The 18684-nt window shown below is 69.3% G+C and carries 24 protein-coding genes; 13 read left to right on the top strand and 11 right to left on the bottom strand.

What is annotated here, in order from left to right; genetic code table 11:
- The first annotated feature begins 182 nt into the window (after positions 1–182).
- Positions 183–1466 (top strand): phosphoribosylamine--glycine ligase, encoded by a 1284-nt coding sequence (gene purD / locus BM394_RS19420; protein WP_092980606.1) that lies wholly within the window; start codon positions 183–185, stop codon positions 1464–1466.
- 413 nt (positions 1467–1879) lie between these two features.
- On the opposite strand, the gene BM394_RS19415 is transcribed toward purD, so the two are convergent.
- Positions 1880–2266: a VOC family protein gene (locus BM394_RS19415; RefSeq protein ID WP_092980600.1), complete on the bottom strand. Its 387-nt coding sequence runs from the start codon at positions 2264–2266 to the stop codon at positions 1880–1882.
- Positions 2263–2556 (bottom strand): ArsR/SmtB family transcription factor, encoded by a 294-nt coding sequence (locus tag BM394_RS19410; protein WP_092980808.1) that lies wholly within the window; start codon positions 2554–2556, stop codon positions 2263–2265. The genes BM394_RS19415 and BM394_RS19410 overlap by 4 nt, the downstream gene beginning before the upstream one ends.
- A 238-nt stretch (positions 2557–2794) precedes the next feature.
- Here BM394_RS19410 and BM394_RS19405 point away from each other — a divergent pair, with 238 nt between their 5' ends.
- Positions 2795–2998 (top strand): hypothetical protein, encoded by a 204-nt coding sequence (locus BM394_RS19405; RefSeq protein ID WP_092626714.1) that lies wholly within the window; start codon positions 2795–2797, stop codon positions 2996–2998.
- Positions 2999–3073: 75 nt separating this feature from the next.
- Here BM394_RS19405 and BM394_RS19400 read toward each other — a convergent pair whose 3' ends face one another.
- Both BM394_RS19400 and BM394_RS19395 read right to left on the bottom strand, forming a co-directional pair.
- Entirely contained in the window at positions 3074–3505 is a 432-nt protein-coding gene (locus BM394_RS19400; protein WP_092980595.1) for an HAD-IA family hydrolase, read from the bottom strand.
- A 24-nt stretch (positions 3506–3529) separates the two neighbouring features.
- Entirely contained in the window at positions 3530–4477 is a 948-nt protein-coding gene (locus BM394_RS19395) for a threonine aldolase family protein (RefSeq protein ID WP_425427675.1), read from the bottom strand.
- 240 nt (positions 4478–4717) lie between these two features.
- On the opposite strand from BM394_RS19395, the gene BM394_RS19390 reads away from it, so the two are divergent.
- The 7 genes from BM394_RS19390 to purB all read left to right on the top strand — a co-directional run bounded on the left by BM394_RS19390 (position 4718) and on the right by purB (position 10131).
- Positions 4718–5236 carry a SigE family RNA polymerase sigma factor gene (locus BM394_RS19390; RefSeq protein ID WP_092980589.1) on the top strand — a complete coding sequence of 173 codons (519 nt, stop codon included), beginning with the start codon at positions 4718–4720 and terminating at the stop codon, positions 5234–5236.
- Between the two features lie 13 nt (positions 5237–5249).
- On the top strand, positions 5250–5933 hold the full coding sequence (locus BM394_RS19385) for a hypothetical protein (RefSeq protein ID WP_092980588.1): 684 nt from the start codon (positions 5250–5252) through the stop codon (positions 5931–5933).
- Positions 5934–6081: 148 nt separating this feature from the next.
- Positions 6082–6405, top strand: coding sequence for a DMT family transporter (locus BM394_RS19380; protein WP_092980586.1), 324 nt, complete (start codon positions 6082–6084; stop codon positions 6403–6405).
- Between the two features lie 149 nt (positions 6406–6554).
- Positions 6555–7142 (top strand): TetR/AcrR family transcriptional regulator, encoded by a 588-nt coding sequence (locus BM394_RS19375; RefSeq protein ID WP_092980584.1) that lies wholly within the window; start codon positions 6555–6557, stop codon positions 7140–7142.
- A gap of 124 nt (positions 7143–7266) precedes the next feature.
- Entirely contained in the window at positions 7267–7806 is a 540-nt protein-coding gene (locus BM394_RS19370; protein ID WP_092980582.1) for an RNA polymerase sigma factor, read from the top strand.
- On the top strand, positions 7806–8561 hold the full coding sequence (locus tag BM394_RS19365) for a hypothetical protein (RefSeq protein WP_092980580.1): 756 nt from the start codon (positions 7806–7808) through the stop codon (positions 8559–8561). The genes BM394_RS19370 and BM394_RS19365 overlap by 1 nt, the downstream gene beginning before the upstream one ends.
- Positions 8562–8697: 136 nt before the next feature.
- A complete protein-coding gene (purB, locus tag BM394_RS19360; RefSeq protein ID WP_092980579.1) occupies positions 8698–10131 on the top strand; it encodes an adenylosuccinate lyase in 1434 nt (477 codons plus the stop codon).
- A 132-nt stretch (positions 10132–10263) separates the two neighbouring features.
- Here the strand turns inward: purB and BM394_RS19355 are convergent, their stop codons facing one another.
- Entirely contained in the window at positions 10264–10947 is a 684-nt protein-coding gene (locus BM394_RS19355) for a TenA family protein (protein ID WP_217643599.1), read from the bottom strand.
- 141 nt (positions 10948–11088) lie between these two features.
- Here BM394_RS19355 and BM394_RS19350 point away from each other — a divergent pair, with 141 nt between their 5' ends.
- Positions 11089–11973, top strand: a complete 885-nt coding sequence (locus tag BM394_RS19350) for a phosphoribosylaminoimidazolesuccinocarboxamide synthase (RefSeq protein ID WP_092980577.1) — start codon at positions 11089–11091, stop codon at positions 11971–11973.
- Positions 11974–12434: 461 nt separating this feature from the next.
- On the top strand, positions 12435–13178 hold the full coding sequence (locus tag BM394_RS19345) for a polysaccharide deacetylase family protein (RefSeq protein WP_092980572.1): 744 nt from the start codon (positions 12435–12437) through the stop codon (positions 13176–13178).
- Positions 13179–13203: 25 nt separating this feature from the next.
- On the opposite strand, the gene BM394_RS19340 is transcribed toward BM394_RS19345, so the two are convergent.
- Both BM394_RS19340 and BM394_RS19335 read right to left on the bottom strand, forming a co-directional pair.
- Entirely contained in the window at positions 13204–13839 is a 636-nt protein-coding gene (locus tag BM394_RS19340; protein ID WP_092980567.1) for an MBL fold metallo-hydrolase, read from the bottom strand.
- A 94-nt stretch (positions 13840–13933) separates the two neighbouring features.
- Positions 13934–14608 (bottom strand): TetR/AcrR family transcriptional regulator, encoded by a 675-nt coding sequence (locus BM394_RS19335; RefSeq protein ID WP_165400729.1) that lies wholly within the window; start codon positions 14606–14608, stop codon positions 13934–13936.
- A 95-nt stretch (positions 14609–14703) separates the two neighbouring features.
- Between BM394_RS19335 and BM394_RS19330 the strand changes: the two genes are divergently transcribed.
- Both BM394_RS19330 and BM394_RS19325 read left to right on the top strand, forming a co-directional pair.
- Positions 14704–15294, top strand: coding sequence for an SCP2 sterol-binding domain-containing protein (locus BM394_RS19330; RefSeq protein WP_092980798.1), 591 nt, complete (start codon positions 14704–14706; stop codon positions 15292–15294).
- Between the two features lie 191 nt (positions 15295–15485).
- Positions 15486–16694: an acyl-CoA dehydrogenase family protein gene (locus BM394_RS19325; protein WP_092980565.1), complete on the top strand. Its 1209-nt coding sequence runs from the start codon at positions 15486–15488 to the stop codon at positions 16692–16694.
- Between the two features lie 125 nt (positions 16695–16819).
- On the opposite strand, the gene BM394_RS19320 is transcribed toward BM394_RS19325, so the two are convergent.
- From BM394_RS19320 to BM394_RS19310, 4 genes are all read right to left on the bottom strand, one after another.
- The gene (locus BM394_RS19320; RefSeq protein WP_092980562.1) at positions 16820–17059 is read right to left on the bottom strand and encodes a hypothetical protein; all 240 of its coding nucleotides are present in this window, start codon (positions 17057–17059) and stop codon (positions 16820–16822) included.
- Positions 17056–17283, bottom strand: a complete 228-nt coding sequence (locus BM394_RS22555; protein ID WP_139235270.1) for a hypothetical protein — start codon at positions 17281–17283, stop codon at positions 17056–17058. The genes BM394_RS19320 and BM394_RS22555 overlap by 4 nt, the downstream gene beginning before the upstream one ends.
- On the bottom strand, positions 17280–17498 hold the full coding sequence (locus BM394_RS19315; protein WP_245780312.1) for a hypothetical protein: 219 nt from the start codon (positions 17496–17498) through the stop codon (positions 17280–17282). The genes BM394_RS22555 and BM394_RS19315 overlap by 4 nt, the downstream gene beginning before the upstream one ends.
- An 80-nt stretch (positions 17499–17578) precedes the next feature.
- Positions 17579–18583 carry a helix-turn-helix domain-containing protein gene (locus tag BM394_RS19310; RefSeq protein ID WP_483860536.1) on the bottom strand — a complete coding sequence of 335 codons (1005 nt, stop codon included), beginning with the start codon at positions 18581–18583 and terminating at the stop codon, positions 17579–17581.
- Between the last annotated feature and the right edge of the window lie 101 nt (positions 18584–18684).

The raw sequence follows: 18684 nt of genomic DNA, 5'->3' as shown, positions 1-18684 counted from the left end.
GATCTCGCGTATCCGGTTCCGTGGCACGTGAACCTCTCCTGCTCGTGAGTCCGTTCGGGGTGATCGTCGATCACGATCGCGCACCTCGCGGCGAACTGGGGGTGAACGGTCGACGTCGTGTCGGCCACTTCTCGGCGGGGGGTGAGAAGTGAGGGATCCGGCAAAGCTTTACGCTGCGGGGCGTGCGCATCCTCGTGATTGGTGCAGGCGGCAGGGAACACGCGATCCTGCGGGCGCTCTCCCGCGACCCGGAGGTGACGGCCCTGGCGTGTGCTCCCGGTAACGCGGGCACCGCGACGATCGCCGAGTCGTACTCGGTGGATGTCGCCGCCCCTGATGAGATCGCCGAACTCGCGGTGAAGTGGCGGGCCGACCTGGTGGTGTTCGGCCCCGAGACCCCGCTGGTCGTGGGCGCGGCCGACGCGGTTCGAGCGGCGGGCGTCCCCTGCTTCGGGCCGTCCAGAGCCGCGGCACGTATCGAGGGCTCGAAGGCCTTCGCCAAGGACGTGATGCTCTCGGCCGGTGTGCCGACCGCGCACAGCGAGACCGTGGACAACCCGGCGAAGCTGGACGCCGCGCTGGTCAATTTCGGCCCCACCTGGGTGGTCAAGGACGACGGGCTGGCAGGCGGCAAGGGAGTGCTCGTCACCGGTGACTTCGACGCCGCCCGGGCCCACGCCCTGAAGTTGTTGGAGGACGGCCACCCGGTGCTGCTGGAGTCGTTCCTGGACGGCCCGGAGGCGTCGTTGCTGTGCCTGGTCGACGGCACCACGGTGCGTCCGTTGCTGCCCGCGCAGGACTTCAAGCGGGTGGGTGACGGCGACGCGGGCCCCAACACCGGCGGGATGGGGGCCTACGCCCCGCTGCCCTGGGCTCCGGAGGGAATGGTCGACGAGGTCGTCGACACCGTCGTGCGCCCCACGGTGGAGGAGCTGGCACGGCGCGGCACCCCCTACTCCGGCCTGCTCTACGCCGGGCTGGCGCTGACCTCGAACGGTCCGCAGGTCATCGAGTTCAACTGCCGCTTCGGTGATCCCGAGACGCAGGCGATCCTGGCCATGCTCCGCACCCCGCTGTCGACCCTGCTCGCCGCCGTCGCCAACGGTGAACTGGCCGAGGCGCCCGAGCCCGAGTGGGAGCCCGGCGCGGCGGTGACCGTGATCCTGGCGGCCGAGGGCTATCCCGGCAGGCCGCGCGTGGACGACGTGATCGGCGGCAGCGACGGTCCCGGTGTGCTGCACTCCGGCACCCGCAGGAGAGAAGAGGACGGTGCCGTGCTCGCCGCTGGCGGACGGGTGTTGTCGGTGGTCGCCACCGGCGAGGACCTGGAGTCCGCGCGTGCGGAGGTCTACCGGCGCGTGGACGGTGTGCACCTGCCCGGTGCGCACTACCGCACCGACATCGCGGCGCGTGCCGCGCGCGGTGAGATCTCCGCCCCCGGAAACGGTGACCTCACCCGGAACTAGGATTCTCGGCAGAACTGACATGGGTGGTCGGGTAGCCGGCACGTGAGTCGGCGCCTTGCTGCGTTGGGCCGGCTCTTGAGTAGCGACCTACGCGGCGAGCGGCCCTGCCTGGCAAATGCATCCGACTCACGCACCGGGGACCCGTGCGCTGCGACACTCACGGTCGCTTCCCCACGGCAGTCTCCGGGTGGAGATTTCGCAAGAACTCGACGCCGCCCCGAAGTCGGGTGGCAGAACTTCACGGGCCGTGTCGCTGTGGGATCCTCGACATCGGGTAGGCAACTACACAACGTCGGGTCTTCCTCGCGAGAGCCGCACCGGAGAACCCGCGGCGGCGCCGGTTGCGGGAGTGGTGAGTTCGCGGCGGTGCCGATGGGCAGGGTTGGTTCTTCGGCCCTGTTGAGCCGAGCGTGTCAGTGGTGTTGGGCGATCTGGATGAGGTTGCCGCAGGTGTCGTCCAGCACCGCCGTGGTGACCGGACCCATGTCCACCGGTTCCTGGGTGAAGTGCACCCCCAGTCGGCCGAGCCGGTCGAACTCGGCCCGCACGTCGTCCACGGCGAAGGAGGTCGCCGGGATGCCGTCTTCCAGCAGTGCCGCCTTGTACGGCTTGACGGCGGGGTGGGCGTCGGGCTCGAGCACCAGCTCGGTGCCCTCCGGTTCCTCCGGCGAGACCACGGTCAGCCAGCGGTGCTCGCCGAGCGGGACCTCGGTCTTCTTCACGAAACCCAGCACGTCGGTGTAGAAGCGCAGGGCCTTTTCCTGGTCGTCGACGAAGACGCTGGTCAGGTGGATCTTCATTGGTCGTCCTCCGCTGCGTCGGTCCTGAGCCACCGGGTCGCGATGCGCTCGAGGGGTGCGGTGTTCAGGTCGTGGAACTTGTAGCGGCCCTGGCGCCGTGTCCGGACCAGTTCCGCGGCTTCCAGCACGGCGAGGTGCTGGCTGATCGCCTGGCGGGACATCCCCAGGCCGTGCTTGGTCGCGAGCCGTGCGCGGATCTCGAACAGGGATTGGCCGTTCCGGTCCGCCAGCTCGTCGAGGATGTGTCGACGTGTGGGATCGGCCAGCGCCTTGAAGACATCTTCGGGCACACCCCACAATAGGCAAGCGACGGCTTGCATGACAAGTCGAGGGAGAACCACCGTATTGGCGTCGCGGGAGGCTCCGCCACGCGAACTCCCCGGCAACCGAACCGAATACCCCCGGAAGTGGTTCACGGCCGGCGGAGTTGTGGGAGGCTGGAGGTGTTGGCTCCGGATCCGCGGTAGCCGTTCGCGATCGGCTTCCGCTCAGCCGCGGGGCCGTGCACTCGTGGTGAGGTGAGCAGCGATGTGGTGGAAAGTAGTTCTCGGGCTGCTGGCGTTGTGGCTGGTGCTCTCGGTGGCCGGAGCCGTGATCGGTTTCGTGGTGAAGGGGCTGTTCTGGCTAGCCGTGATCGGTGGTGCGTTGTTCCTGATCACAGCCGCCGTCGGCTGGGCCAAGCGGGACAGCCGACAGGTCGGCGGCAGGGACCGCGGTCGACAGCTCCGCTGAGATCACCGCTTTCCGCCGGACGGATCGGCGGCGGTGTACGGCGCGCGGCAGGGTTAGGTGCGCGGCGCTCTCGGTTCAGTGACCGCTCGTGGCGGGCAGCACCCCGTGCGAGCGGAGTTCCTCCCGTGCGTGCTCGGGCCCCTGCCAACGCCGAGCGTGCAGCCCCGCAGCACGAGCCGCCGCCACGTTGGGTTCGCGGTCGTCGAAGAACAGGCACTGCTCGGGTGACACGTCGAGCCGTTCCAACAGGACGCGCCAGATCTCCTCGTCCGGCTTGGCCATGCCCAGATCGGCGGAGAACACCATGTGACGGAAGTGCTCCGCCCACCTCGTGCGTTCGGCTTCCCGCGCGAACGAGCCCGGCGCGTTGGACAGCAGCGCGAGTGGGGTTCCGGAGGCGGTCAACTCCCGCAACAGCAGCAGCGTCCCCGGGTCGGTCTCGGACCAGCCCGCCACGTCGAGCCGGGTCAGCTGCCGGGACAGCCGCTCGTCGCCGGGTCCGCTCATTCCCACCGATTTCCCCTCCGCTGATCAGTCCGCTTTCCCGATCCGGCGCAACACCTCGTCGACGTCGCCGGAATCGACGTCGCGGTGCGTCACGAAACGCACCCGACCGGCCATCGGTACCGCGAGCACACCGGCCTTCCGCAGCCGTTCCAGGCTGTGGCCGACGTCGGGAACGGTGGCCAGCACCATGTTCGTCCGCGGCGAGTTGACGTGCCAGCCCAACTCGGTCAGCCCTGCCGCGAGACGGGCGGCGTTGTCGTGGTCGGTACGTAACCGCTCGGTCTCCTCCAGCGCCACCAGACCGGCCGCGGCGATCACGCCGCCCTGCCGCACCCCGCCGCCGAGCATCTTGCGCATCCGGCGGGCCTCGGTGACGAATTCGGCGGTGCCGGCCACAGCCGAACCGACCGGAGCGCCGAGCCCCTTGCTCAGGCATATCTGCACCGTGTCCACCCCGACCGTCAGCGCCGCGGGTTGCACTCCCAGCGCGACCGCGGCGTTGAACAACCGCGCCCCGTCCAGGTGAATCGTGAGGCCGTTGTCGCGCGCCGCGGCCACCAGCTGCGCGTGTTCGTCCGGCGGGATCACGGCTCCGCCCGCCTCGTTGTGGGTGTTCTCCAGGCACAGCAGGCTGTCGCGCAGTGAGTCGTACGCCGCGCTTCCCCCGGACACGGAGCGCACCAACCCCGCGCTGGGTCTGCCCGGCCCCGCGTCCCAGTCCAGCGGCTCGGGCATCCCACCCGCCAGCCATGCCGCCGAGCCCAGCTCGTGGGTCAGCACGTGCGTTCCGCGCGGCGCCAGGAACCGGTCGCCGCGCCGCAGGTGCAGCGACAGCGCGATCAGGTTCCCCATGGTGCCGCTGGGAACCCACAGGGCGTCCTCGGTTCCCAGCACTTCCGCGACGCGGCGTTCCAGTTTTCGCATGGTGGGATCCCGGTCCAGCACGTCGTCGCCGACTTCCGCGGCCGCCATCGCCGCGGTCATCCGCTCGTCGGGACGTGTCACCGTGTCGGAACGGAGATCGATCGGGGTTGTTCGGGTCACGAAAGGATCACACCATATTCGGCCCGGTGAGCGGTATCGGGTACGCGGGCCTGCGGGATCGCCGATTTCCACCGGGGGTGTGGTGATCGTGCGTTACCGGCGTGCAACCTTGAACGGTGGACGTTCCGTCCTGATACGTGTCGGCACGCAACGAGCGGAGGCTTCCGCGTGGAGCAACGCGAGGAGCAGGAGTTCGCGGAGTACTTCGCGGCTCGGCGAGAGGCGGTGCGTCGGATGGCGTACATGATGTGCGGGGACTGGCACCGAGCGGACGACCTGACGCAGAACGCGTTCATAGCGGTGCACCGCAGGTGGCGCAAGATCCGCGACAAGGAGGCGCTGGACGCCTACGTCCGTCGCACCCTCACCCGCGCGGTGATCGACGACTCGCGCCGCCCCTGGCGTCGGGAGCGGACCGTGGACGAACTGCCCGAGCACTCGGCGGATCGTGTGGACATGGACGACTCGGTCGTCACCCGTCGAACGCTGCTCGCGGGATTGCGGCTGGTGCCGCCGAAACAGCGGGCGGTGCTGGTGCTGCGTTATCTGGAGGGACTCGATGTCGCCGGTGTCGCCGAGGTCATGAAGTGCAGCGAGGGCAACGTGAAGAGCCAGACGGCCCGGGGGTTGGAGGCGCTGCGTGCCGCCCTCGGTGATTCGCTCGGTGATCTGCGGTCGATGTCGTGAGGAGGTGTAGGCAGTGCGAGAGCACGAACTCGCGGAACTGTTCCGCGACGCGGCCGATTCCGCCCCCGAAGCGACCTTCGACGCCGGGGACATCGCCAAGGCGTCGCGGCGTGTGACGGCACGGCGCAGAGTCGGCGCCGCCGGGGGCTCGTTGCTGGCGCTGGCCGTGGTGGCGGGCGGTGTCGGTTTCGGGACGGGCTGGGTCGATCCGCAATCGTCCAACCGGGCCGACTCCGCTTCGTCCGGCGCCTCGGAGCGAGCGAGCGAGCCCGCTCCCCGGGTGAGCACCGGGCAGCGGGAGCCCTCGGTGCTCTCCGTGCCGGGCGACCGTTCCGCGGGCTGCGGTCCACCGGATCCCGAGCTGGCCGACTCGCTTTCCGAGCAGTTACCCGCCGTCGGCGACGCCAGCGCGCCCGTGGCGGCCCGGCAGTGTCCCACCGGCGCGCGCACCGCGTCGTTCCAGCTGCGCACCGAACAGAGCAACGGCAACGTGACCGTGATCCTGGGCTCGGCGTCCTCGGCTCCCTCCGAGGGGGAGGTCGAACCGCGGCGCCGGGGTGACAACGGGGTGCAGGTGGCCGTGCGCACCGGAAGCGGACGGGAGCTCATCCTGCGCAGCAGTTCCGACTCCAGTGGTCCGCCGCCCTACGAGGGCGAGCTGGCCGGGATAGCCCAGCGGCTCGCGGGCGAGCTCTGACCCGAGTCGGTCCCGGTTCCGTCGAGTCCCGGTTCCGTCGAGTCGTGGTGGCGTCGCGCACCAGAGTGGTACGGCCGTACCACTTCAGGGGTAGTCTTCCCGGGGTGAGCGTGGTTCGTATCGCCGATCGCGGGAGGTTGAGCTCGTCATGGCTTGGCTGGTGTTGCTGTTCTCCGGAGTGCTCGAAGCCGGTTGGGCGATCTCGCTCAAGCTCTCGGAAGGTTTCAGCAGGCTGGTTCCCAGCCTGGCCTTCCTGGTGCTCGCCACCGGCAGTTTCGCGGGGCTGGCGTGGTCGATGCGCCTGCTGCCGGTCGGTCCCGCCTACGCAGTGTGGACGGGAATCGGCGCGGCGCTGACCGCTGTGATCGGCATGATCTGGCTCGGCGACGCCGTCTCGGTGATCAAGATCGTGTCGATCGTGCTGATCATCGCCGGGGTGCTCGGCCTCAATCTGGCCGGCGTGGGGCACTGATCCCGTCGGAACGATCCACCGTGCGGGCGGCTGTCGGCCCGGAGTTTCGAGGCGGTGCGGCGGCTGTCGGTCCCGGGCGGGGACGGACACCGCGAGAGCCTCGCCTCACGTCCCCCAGTCGAGTGGGCAGGGTGGCTAGGATCGACGCGATGACGGCGGCGAGTACTCCGAAAGGCGAACGGCGGCGGCAGCTGCTCGTGGTCGCGGCGGCGGAACTGCTCTCCGAGGGCGGCTTCGCCGCGATCCGGCACCGCGCGGTGGCCGAGCGCGCCCGGCTGCCGCTCGCCGCCACCACCTACTACTTCGACTCGCTGGAAGAGCTGATCACCGCCGCGGTGCGGCACGAGGCCGAGGAGGAACTCGCGGCGGGCAGGCGCAGGCTGGAGGAGCTGTCCGAGCGTCCGCTCGGCACCGAGGAGATCGTCGAGCTGGTGCTGGACCTGCTGTTGGGCACGGACTCGCGCGACGGCGGCACCGAGTCGGTACTGCTGCGGTACGAGCGGCTGGTGGGTTCGCCGAGACGTCCCTACCTCGCCGAGTCGATGCGCGATCTGCACTCGCGGCTGCACGAGCTGCTCGCCGAGATCTTCCGCCGCTCCGACGCGGACATCGGTCACGAGCGGATGTTGGAACTCATCGCGCTGGTCGACGGCGCGGTGGTCAACGCCCTCATCGAGAGCGACCCCGATCCCAGGGGCGCCGCCCGACGGATGCTGCGCGCCCAGCTGCTCCGATAGTTCCTCGCCGCCACGACCCCCGCGCGGCGATTTCGCGAGAAATCGGCGCCCGGTCCGCCCCGCGTGCAACCCCGTCCCCGTTCCGCGCGTATCAGGGGCGTGGCACGGAAGAGGGGTGTAGCCAATGCGGCAGAGCGAAGAGTCGTTCCGGGCCTTCGCACGTACCCATGCGACGCAGTTACGACGCTCGGCTTATCTGCTGTGCGGTGACTGGCACCTGGCCGAGGACCTGGTGCAGAACACGTTTATCAAGCTCTACCGAAGGTGGCGGCGGGTCGGTTCGGACACCGCCGTGCGCTACGCGCGCAAGACGCTGCTGCGGGTCTGGCTCGACGAACGACGTCGACCTTGGCGACGGGCCGAACACCGTTTCGGCGCCGTTCCCGAACGCGCGCACTCCGAGAGTGATCCGGCCTTGCTCGGGCAACGCGGATTCACCAGGAACATGCTGCTCGACGCGCTTTCCGACCTGCCACCCAGGCAGCGGGCCGTGCTCGTGCTGCGTTACTGGGAGGACCTGCCCATAGCCGAGGTGGCCACTGTCATGCGCTGCTCGGAGGGAACCGTCAAGAGCCAGGCGGCAAGGGGACTGCGCAGCCTCCGGACCGAAATCGTTGATCGCGATCCCGAGCGGTTCGGGATCGCGGTGGAAGGGACAGTGTGATGGACGAAGGACTGTTACGGGAGCGCATGAGCTCGGCCGTCGACGGGGAACCGCCGTTGCGGTTCGATCCGGATCATGTGGCGGACGACGCCGTTCGACTCCGCAAACGGCGCAGGGCAACGCTTGGCAGCGGTGCGGCGACCATGGCCGTGATCGGCGCTGTGGCGGTGGTTCCCGTTTGGACGGGCGCCGAGGCCGGGCAGCCGGTCGTCCCGGCCGCGTCCTCGAGCGGCTCGGCGGCGGACACCGGAACTTCCCGGCCCGACGAGCAGCGCGTCGAACAGCTCGCGCGACACGCCGTGGACAAGGTCGTCGAGCTCGCGCCAGGAGCGCGTGACGTCCGGGCTAGCGAGGCGGACTTCGTCGACAAGAACGAGGAACTCCCCGCCCACCTGTCGATCACCGTCGCGTTCACCAACTCCCAGGGCTCCGCCGAGGTCGAGCTCGACGTGTTCCCCGACGGCGTTCCCGGCGGGGTGAATCTCGGTGAGGGGGACAGCTTCCAGCTCCGGACCGGGAAGCACGACGACGGAGTGGGGTCCGATGGTGGGGATGTTTCGAAGAGCCGGAAGCTCTCACCGAATCCGTCGGTGAGACAACTTACCCGGGAGCGTGCGGACGGCTCGGTGATTTTCGTCGCTGCGGGTATCCCCGAGAACGCTTCGGATGAGAAGCGGTTGCGCGAGGGGCCCGTGATGCCCCGGTGGCAATTGGCCCGGCTCGCCACCGACCCGAAGTTCCGACTCGAAGGCTGAGCACGACGTGCTCCGGGCGGTCTCCGCAACCGCGGTCACCTGTTCGCCCCGTCGCGGCGATTTCGCGAGAAATCGGCGCCCGACCGTCGGGGCCGCCCGGCGCGTTCATCCGTTGGTGGAAGTATCCTCACCACTCGTGACGGACAAGCCCAGCATTCCCGACCCGCTCGCCTCCCGCTACGCCTCGCCCGAACTGGTCCGGCTCTGGTCGCCGGAGCACAAGATCGTGCTGGAGCGCAAGCTCTGGCTGGCCGTGCTGCGTGCGCAGGCCGAACTCGGCGTCGAGGTGCCGGACGGCGTGGTCGAGGACTACGAACGGGTGCTGGAACAGGTGGATCTCGACTCCATCGCGGAGCGGGAGCGCGTCACCCGGCACGACGTCAAGGCCCGCATCGAGGAGTTCAACGCGCTCGCCGGGCACGAGCAGATCCACAAGGGCATGACCTCGCGCGATCTGACCGAGAACGTCGAGCAGCTCCAGATCCGCCGCAGCCTGGAACACGTGCGTGACCGCACCGTGGCAGTACTCGCCCGGCTCGGGCAGCTCGCCACCGAGAACGGTGAGCTGGTCATGGCGGGGCGTTCGCACAACGTGGCGGCCCAGGCCACCACCCTCGGCAAGCGGTTCGCCACGGCGGCCGACGAGATGATCGTGGCCTTCCGGCGGCTGGAGGACCTGCTGGCGCGGTACCCGCTGCGCGGCATCAAGGGCCCCGTCGGCACGTCCCAGGACGCGCTGGACCTGCTCGACGGGGACCAGGAGAAGCTCGCCCAGCTGGAACGCAGGGTCGCCGGGCATCTCGGCTTCGGCAAGGTGCTGGGCAGCGTCGGTCAGGTCTATCCGCGCTCGCTGGACTTCGAGGTGCTGACCACCCTGTCCCAGTTGGCGGCCGCGCCCTCCAGCCTGGCCAAGACGATCCGGCTGATGGCGGGCCAGGAGCTGGTCACGGAGGGCTTCAAGCCGGGGCAGGTCGGTTCCAGCGCGATGCCGCACAAGATGAACACCCGCTCCTGCGAGCGCGTCAACGGGCTCGCCGTGGTGCTGCGGGGTTACGTCTCGATGTCGGGCGAGCTGGCCGGGGACCAGTGGAACGAGGGGGACGTTTCCTGCTCGGTGGTGCGGCGCGTGGCGCTACCGGACGCGTTCTTCGCGTTCGACGGACTGCTGGAGACGCTGCTGACCGTGCTCGACGAGTTCGGCGCCTTCCCGGCCGTGATCGCACGTGAGCTGGACCGCTACCTGCCGTTCCTGGCCACCACCAAGGTGCTCATGGCCGCGGTTCGCGAGGGGGTGGGCAGGGAGACCGCCCACGAGGCCATCAAGGAGAACGCCGTCGCCGTCGCGCTGGACATGCGGGAGCGGGGGCTGGAACGCAACGACCTGCTCGACCGGCTGGCGGCCGACGAGCGGCTGCCGCTGGACCGTGAGCGGCTCGGCCAGCTGCTCTCCGACCCACTGGAGTTCACCGGCGCGGCAGCGGACCAGGTGCGTGAGGTGACCGAGGAGATCGGCGAGATCACCGGCCGCCACCCGGAGGCCGCGGCCTACGCGCCCGCACCGATCCTCTGAGAGTTGTCCGTCCTCGCGAGGACTGCCGGGTGTGGATTTCCCACGAAATTGACACGCCGGTGGCGTGGCTCGGGCGCGTCGATTTCTCGCGAAATCGCCGCGCACCACTGCTGAGGCAGCGCTCGGCGGTGCCTACCGCCAGTGCGCGTCGAAGAAGTCCCGTTCGTACCGGGTGGCGAGCTGGAACAGCCGCAGGCAGCGCGCCCGCTCGCGCTCGTCCAGCTCTTCGGCCACCCGGTCCAGTTCGGAGCGCAGCCAGTTCACCCAGTCGGCGAACTCGGCGCCGTTGTGCAGTGTGATCCACTCGGCCTGCACGAAGTCCTCCGGCAGCCGCTCCGGCCCTGGTGAGGCCCACTCCAAGTAGGACCACTCGGCCACGGTCAGCACCGTCAGGACGTCGGCGTAGCTGCCTCGCTCCGTCGTGTCCCCCAGCAGGTCCCGGAACGCCACCGTGACCTCGTCCAGCTCGGGCGCCTCGCGCTCGTGCCGGGGAACCTCCAGCTCGTCGAACGAGCGCCGGAAGTAGTCGTTCTCGATGCCGGTGATCACGGCCACGCTGCCCGCGATGCGCAGTCGCGAGGTGTGGCGGTCGGCCCTGGCGAGTCCGGCTCCCAGCAGCGCGAGGAGCAGGTCGACGAACTGATAATCCTGCACCAGGTAGCCGCGCATCCGCTCCCGGGGGACCTTCCCCTCGAACAGGGCCTCGGTGAAGGGGTGTGCGACCACCGCGCCGAAGTCCGGCTCGCTGCGCTCGCGCATCCACTCGGTGAATCCCCCGGGGAACTCCCCGCCGTTTCCGGGCGTCGTCGATTCCAAGCTCGGCCTCCTGGTCGGCACTTTCCGCGACACCGGTGTGCGGTCGTCGCGGGAGACGCGGTGACTCGGTTCCACCCGTACTCTGCCGCAACCGTGGCCCGTCGGCCCACCGATCGTTCGGGTGAGGCAGAATTCCGAACCGTGGTCGCGCTTTCCGAATACCGTCCGGTGGCAGCGGGCAAGGTCCGTGAGCTCTACGAGGTCGACGACGAGCATCTGCTGATGGTCGCCTCCGACCGTGTTTCCGCCTACGATCACGTGTTGGAGACGCCGATCCCGGACAAGGGTCGGGTACTGACCGCCATGAGCGTGTTCTGGTTCGAACTGCTCGGCGATCTGATCGACTCCCACCTCGTCGCCGCCGACGACCCGCGCATCCCGGACGAGGTGCGCGGCAGGGCGCTGCTGGTGCGCAAGCTGGAGATGCTGCCCGTCGAGTGCGTCGCGCGCGGCTACCTGAGCGGTTCCGGACTCGTCGAGTACCGCGAGACCGGCAGGGTCTGCGGGGTGCCGCTGCCCGACGGCCTCACCGAGGCCTCGCGACTGCCGGAACCGATCTTCACACCGGCCACCAAGGCTGAGCTGGGCGAGCACGACGAGAACGTGAGCCTGGACGCGGTGGTGGACAAGGTCGGCCGCGAGCGTGCCGAGCAGCTGCGGGACACCACGCTGCGGATCTACGAGCGCGCGGCCGAGCACGCACGGACGCGCGGGGTGATCCTGGCCGACACCAAGTTCGAGTTCGGCCTCGCCGCCGACGGCACGCTGGTGCTCGGCGACGAGGTGCTGACCCCGGACTCCTCGCGGTACTGGCCCGCCGACGAGTACGCGCCGGGCAGGTCACAGCCCTCCTTCGACAAGCAGTACGTGCGGGATTGGCTGACCTCGCCGGAATCCGGTTGGGACCGCGCCTCCGACGTGCCGCCGCCCCCGCTGCCCGACGAGGTGGTCGCGGCGACCAGGGCGCGCTACGTTGAGGCGTACGAGCGGATCACCGGACGCGATCTCACCGACTGGCCTTCGTAAGGTCCCGGCAGCTCGGGCTGCGTGGCGGTGCGGTTGGCGGAACCTCTCGCACGGCTCTCGCTCCGGGAGACCCGACATCGGGTAGTTACCACAACGTCGAGGCTGTCCTCGCGAGACGCCCCGTGAGAACCCGCGGCGGTGCCGATCGTGAGGGTGGTCGGAGTGCGGCCTGCGAGGGTGGTGGGGGTTCGGCACCGCGTCGAAGCGGCGCGGCGATTTCGCGAGAAATCTACGGCCGCAGCACGAGGATCCGCCCCACACCGGGATCCGCCCCAGCGGCGCGGCGATTTCGCGAGAAATCGACGCCGCGCCGGTGCGGCCGGACCGCTCCGAACGGCAGCGACAGCACCGGACACCGTCCGGGTGTGGTGAATCCCGCTGGGCGGGTTTTTCCGGGAGGTCATGTCGGCTTCATCCGCCGGTCACCGGCACGACAGCCCGGTCTGGCGCCATGAAGCACCGTGAGTGCGCGACTCGTGGTCTCGTTGTACGGCATCGGCGGCGAGCCGGATCTCGCACGCTGTGCCCGCTTCGCCGCGCGGCTGGACCGGCTGCGTGTCGGGTTGTCGGTGTTGGTCCCCGCCTCGCTGCTGACCGACTCGGCCGTGACCGACTGGGTGCGGGAGCGCGTCGCGTCGGGCGACGCCCTGGTGCTGCACGGTCTCGAACCACCCCGTTCGAACCGGATTCGCGGACTCCACGACGACCGTCGTCGCCCCCGACACGAGGCCGGGCTGCGGCTGACCGCGGTGAACGCGGTTCTCGACGCGGCCGGGCTCGGCTCCGAGACGTTCGCCCCGCTGGGTGGCCGGGCATCGACGGGCACCCTGGCGGCGCTGCGTGCGGCGGGCTTCGGTGCGTGCGTCGAGCCGGAGGTGCTGCGGGACCTGCGCACCGGGCGGGTACGCCGCAGCAGGGTAAGGACCCTGGCGGGCTTCCGTAGCGAGTCGGCTCGCTGCAGGGGGTTGCGTTCGACGACCGAACGGGAGGTCCGGGACTGGCCGGGACTGGCCAGGCTCGCGATCTCCGCCGAGGACCTGGGGCATCCCACCCGTCGCGCGGCGGTTCACGACGCCATCGACCTGGCTCTGCTGCACGACGCCGTTCCGGCGACCTACCCCGAGTTGGTCGCACCGCCGCCCGCACCGCCGCATTCGGCCCCGACCGGGCGCGGCACTCCGAACCCGGACCCGCTGACCAGTTGATCAGCGGGACCGGGGTGCGGTGCGTTCAAACGCCGGTCGGTTCACCCCGGTTGAGCACCGTCACGGTGGTTCCCTCCGGCCCGAGCCGTTCGAACATGCCGTAGTGCATCTGCGGCATGGACAGCACCGCCTCGTGGATCGGCACCGCCACGCGGGGGTTCATCGCCCGCAGGAAGTCCACCGCCTCCGAGAGCTTCAGCCAGGGCGCGCCGGTGGGCAGCCCGAGCACGTCGACCCGCTGCGCCGGGACGTGGAAGGAGTCGCCGGGGTGGTAGAAGGCGCCGTGCTCCACCAGGTAGCCGATGTTGGCGATGCGCGGGATGTCCGGGTGGATCACCGCGTGCTGGCCGCCGACGACGTTGATCGCCACCCCGGCGAGCTCGAACGCGTCACCGGGGCGGGCCGTCTCGGCCTCGATTCCCTTCTCGGAGAGCTTGGCCGCGGACTCGGTGTCGGCCACCAGCCGCGCGTTCGGGTTGTTGCGCAGCACGTCCGGCAACCGTTCCAGATCCAGATGATCGGGATGCTGATGGGTGAGCAGCACCGCGTCCAGGTCACGCAGCGCCTCGAAGTCGTGGGAGAACGTGCCCGGGTCGATCAACAGCCTCGCCGCCGAGGTCTCGACGAGGACGCAGGCGTGCCCGTAGTGGGTCAAGCGCAAGATTGCCTCCGTGGGTTCGTGTCGGTTGTCGATCTCGCGATGCTCGAGTCGTCGCGTGCTTGCTGTGTCGGTGCGCCGCGCGTCCGCGACGCTGTCAGGAGGGTTTCCAGCGGCGTCCCTGGACCATGTCGCCGAAACCCATCCACACCAGGTTCATCAGGCGCATCGAGAGCGCGTCGGCGGTGTACTCCGGGTGGTCTATCCACCAGTCGAGCATCGATTCACCCGCTCCCACCAGGGCGGCGGCGAACGGCTGCATCTGTTCGAGTTGCACCGGTTGTTCGCTGCTGCCTCCCGCGCGGGCCAGCAGTTCCGCCACCAGGTTCAGCGCGCGGTCGCGCCATTCGGAGAGCTCGGAGGTGAAGGGCTGCCCCTGCACACTCGCCTGACGGTGCAGGACGGTCCAGCTGGCGCGGTTCTCGTTGACGTACTCGAAGAACGCGTGCAATCCGCGCCAGAGCTGTTCGTCCGGTTTCAGATCCGCGTCCACCGCCTGACTGATCGATTCGATCAGTCGGTTCGCCTCCCGCCTGATGCAGGCCACGAAGAGTTCGTCCTTGGCACCCAGGTAGGCGTAGATCATGGGTTTCGAGATCCCGGCCACGTCGGAGATCTCGTCCATCGCCGCCTCGTGGTAGCCGTACTTGGCGAACACCGTCACGGCGGCGTCGAGGATCTGGCGCTCGCGCACCTGCCGGGGCAGGCGTCTGGAGCGGGGCTTTGCGGGGGTGCCGGACTGGTCCGTCCGGTCGTGTCTCGCGTCCTGCACTCTTGGCACGGTAGAACAGTATCGATCAGGGGGTTGTATTGCCGGTCTATCTACCCGGGAGTAGTCTTACTCGTGAGTAGGTAATGGAGGGCAACATGTCGGAATCCGACCCCATCGCCGCGCTGGCGGCCACCGATCCGAAGCAGGTCAGCAGGGAGGAGTTCGTCAGCCTGCTGGCGGCCGCCTCCGAGCTGGCCGCGGCCGACACCGAAGTCGATCTCAGCTCGCTGGAGCCGCAGCAGTTCGCGAGGCTGATCTCCCGCGCCTCCGACGAACAGCTGCGGGACGTCATGGACCGCCCGGAACTGGCCGAGCGGATCCTCGACGAACTGTTCCGCCGCATGGGCGAGCACTACCGCTCCGACAAGGCCAAGAGCACCGAGGCCGTGGTGCGTTGGCGCATCAACCTCGACGGTTCCACCTCACAGGGCTCGCCCGATTCGGATGCCGACGAGACCGGAGTGCTGCGCTACGAGTGCGTGCTGTCCGGCGGTACCTGCACCGTGAGCAAAATCCCGGAGCACGAGCCCAGGGCCACCGTGATGCTCGGCCCGGTGGAGCTGCTCAAGCTCGCCTCGAGCAACGCCTCGGCGCCCATGCTGTTCATGACGGGCAAGCTCAAGGTGGCCGGTGACGTCGGTTTCGCCGCCGGTCTGACCAAGCTCTTCCAGATCCCGAAGGCCTGACGAGCGAGTCCGAGCCCGACGCCCTCGGCGACCCCGATATTTCCGACGCCCCGAATGTCCCGAAGATCCGCTCGTGGCCGTCCCGCCGCCACACGCGTCCGCCGGAGGAAACCCGGGCTCCGCCGTGTCGGAACCGGGTCCACCTTCCGACTCGTCCACGAACCACCAGCAACGACATCCGAGGAAAACTCATGAGCTTCTCGCTGGAACTCACCGAAGAGCACCAGGAACTGCGCGACTGGTTACACGGCTTCGCCCAGAAGGAGATCCGCCCCGCCGCGGCGGAGTGGGACGAGCGGGAGGAAACTCCCTGGCCGATCATCTCCGAGGCCGCCAAGGTCGGCCTCTACGGCTTCGAGACGCTGGCGACGTTCTGGGCGGACGAGACCGGCCTCTCGCTGCCGATAGCCAACGAGGAACTGTTCTGGGGCGACGGCGGTATCGGGATGGCGATCTTCGGTACGACGCTCGCGGTGGCGGGAATCTTCTCCTCCGGCACGCCGGACCAGCTCGCCGAGTGGGTTCCGCAGTGCTACGGCGATGTGGACGAGCCCCAGGTGGCCGCGTTCTGCTCCTCCGAACCCGAGGCGGGTTCGGACGTCGCCGCGATGCGCACCCGCGCCGTCTACGACGAGGCCACCGACGAGTGGGTGCTCAACGGGCAGAAGGCGTGGGCGACCAACGGCGGGATCGCCAACGTGCACGTGGTGCAGGCCGTGGTGGACCCCGAACTCGGGCCGCGCGGTCAGGCGGCCTTCGTGGTCCCGCCCGGTACGCCCGGCCTGTCCGCGCCGAGCAAGATCCGCAAGCACGGGCTGCGCGCCTCGCACACCGCCGACGTGTTCCTGGACGACGTGCGGGTGCCGGGTCGCTGCCTGCTGGGTGGCAAGGAGAAGCTCGACGAGCGGCTGGCGCGGGCCAGGGAGGGCGGCAAGTCCAGCTCGCAGGCGATGCGTACCTTCGAGCTCTCGCGCCCCACCGTCGGATCGCAGGCCATCGGCATCGCCCGGGCCGCCTACGAGCACGCCCTGGAGTACGCGACCCAGCGGGAGACCTTCGGGCGCCCGATCATCGACAACCAGGGGATCGCGTTCACCCTCGCCGACATGCGTACCGAGATCGACGCGGCCCGAATGCTGGTCTGGCGTGCCGCCTGGATGGGCCGCAACGAGATCCCCTTCACCTCCGGTGAGGGATCGATGTCCAAGCTCAAGGCCGGTCGGGTCGCGACCTGGGCCACCGAGCGGGCCATCCAGATCCTCGGCGGCAGCGGCTACACCCGCGAGTACCCGGTGGAGCGGATGCACCGCGACGCCAAGATCTACGACATCTTCGAGGGCACCGAGCAGATCCAGCAGCTGGTGGTGGCCAGGGCGGTCTCGGGGCGGCACATTCCCTAGTGCGGTGCGAGACGCACGAACGCCGGGGCCATCGCGTGCCCACCACCCCGGCGACATGAGTGCGGCCCGCTTGATAGGGGGTGGTGGTTTTTCCTCTCGGCGGGCCGTTCCACCGTGGCTGTGGCCTACTCGGCGGGCTGGAGTCGTCGCAGCCCGTCCAGCACGCGGGCGAGGGTGGTCGGGTCGCGGGACCAGCCGGGCAGGACCGGCCCGCTGTCGGTGGCGTGCCGGTCACCGTTCGCCAGGGGCGTCGGCTGCGGCCCCGGTACCGCGAGGTCACCGGACAGTGCGGGCACGTGTCCCGGCAGCCGGCAGGGACGGAACCCGTGTCGGCCGAGGTAGGGCCGGCCCCTTCGCACGGTCACGACTCCGGGTCCACGATCGTGGGCGGCTCCCCTGCGTCCACGTCCGTGTCGGTGGGAGCGTCGCGGTACTCGCGCAGCGCGGCCGAGAGTTCGTCCAGCGCCTCGGCCAGATCCTGCCGATCGGTGGCCGGAAGCCGCTTACCGCCGAGCTTGTAGGCGGCCTCGTCCACCATCCACTGACAGCGGCGCAGCAATACGGCCAGCTGCGTATGCGGCCGACTCACCGGGCACCACCCCCGCCCGGCAATTGGCACAGCAACCTGGTCACCGTGTCCCGCAGGGTGCGCGCCTGCTCGGCACTCCACCGAGTGCGGTTGTAGACAGTGGGAGTGATGATCGTCAGCCGACCACCCTCGACCGACAGCTGTAGTGATTCGGTGCCGTCGTGCTCGACAGTGTTACACCGCACCAACACGGGCTTTGTTGATCTCGTGGTCATGCCCGCAGCATCGGTCGGTTGGCGATGCGAAGTGCAGGGGTTGCGCTATGCGTTTCCGTATGTGCATAGCGCAAGAGGTGTTATCGGTGTTGCTCGGCCCGGTCGAGAGCTTCCCGGTATTCCACCGTCCATTCCCCGGTGCGCTGATCAGGGGGAAGCCCGTTCAAACCGGCGCTGAGGTGATCGGATGCGGTGGTGTGGTCCGCCAAGGCCAGATGAGCCAGGCCGATGTTGAGTCGGTGAAAAGTCGGGGTGAGCCAGTAGGCCGTGCGAGGAGGTTCTTCACGGGCAGCTGCGTCGATCAGCTCTCCGGCCGTGTCCAGCAGGCGAAGAGCGTTGTCGGGTTGTCCGAGTTCGGCATAGCCCTGCGCCGCCTGGGCAGCGGCTCCGACCCGCTGGGCGATGTGGGCACCGGGGGTGTGGTGCTCGGCCAGGAACCACCGCACGACTCCCCGCGAATTCCCCTGTTGCCGGGCCAGATATCCCTTGAAGTTCGCCGCCTGGGCAGCCAGGATGCCGTTTCCGATCTCGTCGGCAACCTGTTCGGCCTCGCTGAGCAGCCGCACGGCGTCGCGGTCCCGACGCGTCTCAGCGTGCAACCATCCGGCGAACTGCACGTACTCCGCCCCCACCTCGGCCAGGGAATGCTGGTGTCTACCGCTTGCCTGGCGCATCAATCCGAGCACCGTATCCACCTGTGCCATGACAGCCGGGATCAACGGTTCCGGTCCGAGCGTGTCGTCCAACCCGCGCTGGGCAGCCAACATGTCCGCGAGAGCGGTTACGGTCGCCGCGTCGATCCGGTAGGGCTGCTCCAGCCCCCGAGCGAGCCGCTGCTGATCGTCCGGCGTGAGCAATCCGCTGGCCGGAGCCGCCAACGTGGTCAATTCCTCGTCCGAACCGAGCAGCTCGTCCAACCGGCGCGCCATCGACACGTCAACCGTCTGACGGTCGGATTCGTACCGCGACAGCGAGGACTGGCTGATATGTGCCTGTCTGGCCAGCTGCGGCTGCGACAACCCCGCCAACGCACGCAACCGGCGCAACGCTTGCCCAAACGTCTCCACGATGCACCTCTTCGCCACTCCTCTTCACCGCCCCCACGGCGTCCCGCGGGGGCAACCTCGGCGAAGAGGCACCAACCACACTACCGAGCACACGATCAGACAACGAGACTTCGGGGCAC

Source organism: Actinopolyspora lacussalsi subsp. righensis, from assembly GCF_900116555.1.
Lineage (GTDB): Bacteria > Actinomycetota > Actinomycetes > Mycobacteriales > Pseudonocardiaceae > Actinopolyspora > Actinopolyspora lacussalsi.
The sequence above is the reverse complement of the archived record's forward strand: the minus strand, read 5'-3'. Positions and strand labels throughout refer to the sequence as shown.

Coding starts and splice junctions, on each gene's coding strand:
- BM394_RS19415 (WP_092980600.1), bottom strand. CDS start 2,266: ATGAAGATCCACCTGACCAGCGTCTTCGTCGACGACCAGGAAAAGGCC.
- BM394_RS19405 (WP_092626714.1), top strand. CDS start 2,795: ATGTGGTGGAAAGTAGTTCTCGGGCTGCTGGCGTTGTGGCTGGTGCTC.
- BM394_RS19400 (WP_092980595.1), bottom strand. CDS start 3,505: ATGAGCGGACCCGGCGACGAGCGGCTGTCCCGGCAGCTGACCCGGCTC.
- BM394_RS19395 (WP_425427675.1), bottom strand. CDS start 4,477: ATGGCGGCCGCGGAAGTCGGCGACGACGTGCTGGACCGGGATCCCACC.
- BM394_RS19380 (WP_092980586.1), top strand. CDS start 6,082: ATGGCTTGGCTGGTGTTGCTGTTCTCCGGAGTGCTCGAAGCCGGTTGG.
- BM394_RS19375 (WP_092980584.1), top strand. CDS start 6,555: ATGACGGCGGCGAGTACTCCGAAAGGCGAACGGCGGCGGCAGCTGCTC.
- BM394_RS19370 (WP_092980582.1), top strand. CDS start 7,267: ATGCGGCAGAGCGAAGAGTCGTTCCGGGCCTTCGCACGTACCCATGCG.
- BM394_RS19365 (WP_092980580.1), top strand. CDS start 7,806: ATGGACGAAGGACTGTTACGGGAGCGCATGAGCTCGGCCGTCGACGGG.
- BM394_RS19330 (WP_092980798.1), top strand. CDS start 14,704: ATGTCGGAATCCGACCCCATCGCCGCGCTGGCGGCCACCGATCCGAAG.
- BM394_RS19325 (WP_092980565.1), top strand. CDS start 15,486: ATGAGCTTCTCGCTGGAACTCACCGAAGAGCACCAGGAACTGCGCGAC.
- BM394_RS19315 (WP_245780312.1), bottom strand. CDS start 17,498: ATGACCACGAGATCAACAAAGCCCGTGTTGGTGCGGTGTAACACTGTC.